The organism is Cellulophaga sp. F20128 (assembly GCF_023015805.1).
Taxonomy (GTDB): domain Bacteria; phylum Bacteroidota; class Bacteroidia; order Flavobacteriales; family Flavobacteriaceae; genus Cellulophaga.
Map to the genome: position 1 here is coordinate 1 of NZ_JALKBA010000058.1, position 946 is coordinate 946.

Genomic DNA, 946 nt, shown 5'->3' on the forward strand with positions numbered 1-946 from the left:
TAAAAACACATTGGCTTATGAAAAGAAAAATAAATTGTGAAACAGCCCGTAATTTTTCAGTGGAGAAAGCACTGGAAAAACTAGGGCACTTTCCCAAAAAGACATCGGAAAAAGAAGCTTGGTTTCTAAGTCCTTTCAGGTCAGAAACACAAGCCTCTTTTAAAGTTTCTAAAACCAAGAATCGATGGTACGATCATGGTGAGGGTATCGGCGGTAATGTGATTGATTTAGTAAGTACAATTTTAAAATGTACCATATCAGAAACGCTAGAATTTTTAAATGGGGATGTGTCATATTTTCCTTTTCAACAGCCGCAGATTTTTTGCAATGTAGAAACTGAAATTAATATCTGTAAAGTTCAAAATATAACGCACCCTGCTTTGATTCAATATTTAAGTGCTAGAGGTATTTCTATAACTATTGCCAATAGCTATTGTAAAGAAGTATGGTACACCAACAAGGACAGTCAATATTTTGCTATTGGATTACAGAACGAAAAAAGCGGTTGGGAATTCCGGAATAAGATTTTTAAAAATAGTAGTAGCCCCAAATTTTATACCTATATCCACCACCATAATAAGCAATTAATCATTTTAGAAGGGTTGTTTGATTTATTATCACTGGCCACTTTAAAGCCAAGGGAATTAAAGGTTTCAGATATGATTGTTTTAAACTCCATTGCTTTCATTAAAGATGTTCAAATTCATTTTGCCAAATACGAATGTATACACCTCTATTTGGATAATGATTTAGCAGGACAAAAAGCTACTATGTATTTGAAAAAAAATCACAAGCATATCATTGACCGCAGTGATACCTATAAAGATTACAAAGACTTAAACGACTTTTTGTGTTATGAAAAAAGAAAAGAAATTTGATTTTAAATCAACAGATGAAAAGAAGCAGTATGTAAAGATTCCTATAGATGTACTACATCAATCGGATA

The 946-nt window shown here is 32.2% G+C and carries 1 protein-coding gene; it reads left to right on the forward strand.

The window, feature by feature from the left end:
- Window positions 1–878, forward strand: an 878-nt coding sequence (locus MWU65_RS17820) for a toprim domain-containing protein (protein WP_247079961.1), incomplete at its 5' end; no start/stop codon positions are given.
- Between the last annotated feature and the right edge of the window lie 68 nt (window positions 879–946).